The organism is Neisseria sp. P0001.S005, from assembly GCF_051963715.1.
Genome location: NZ_JBQCTZ010000806.1, coordinates 1 through 355 on the forward strand (window position 1 = coordinate 1; position 355 = coordinate 355).

General features: G+C 46.5%; 1 pseudogene. It reads right to left on the reverse strand.

The features are described from left to right. Window positions 1-245: pseudogene (locus ACTHSP_RS22985) on the reverse strand (bifunctional peptide-methionine (S)-S-oxide reductase MsrA/peptide-methionine (R)-S-oxide reductase MsrB); the annotation flags it as partial. Window positions 246-355 lie beyond the last annotated feature (110 nt).

A 355-nucleotide genomic window follows, 5' to 3' on the forward strand; every position in this document is an offset into this window, starting at 1 on the left:
GCCCATTTTTCGGTTTGTCCCAATTCGGACAAACACAAAGGACACCAACTTGCCCAAAATTTAATCAGGGTGGGTTTGTCTTTTTTCAGGAAAACACTGGCAGGGCGGTTGTCAGGGGTTTTCAATGAGGACAATGTCTGTGGTACGGTTGCGGCTTCGGTATCCATCATTTTGGATGAGCAGGCGCCAAGCGCAAGCAGGCAGCCGAACTTGGTGCAAAGTGAAAATAATGTGCGGGGATTCATCTCTATGTTTCCTGTATGGATGGTTTGTCTTGTTAGACGTTGGAAATGCCAAAACCTGACAACCTTGATTTTCAGACGACCTTGCCACGTAAAATACGCTACAATACTCC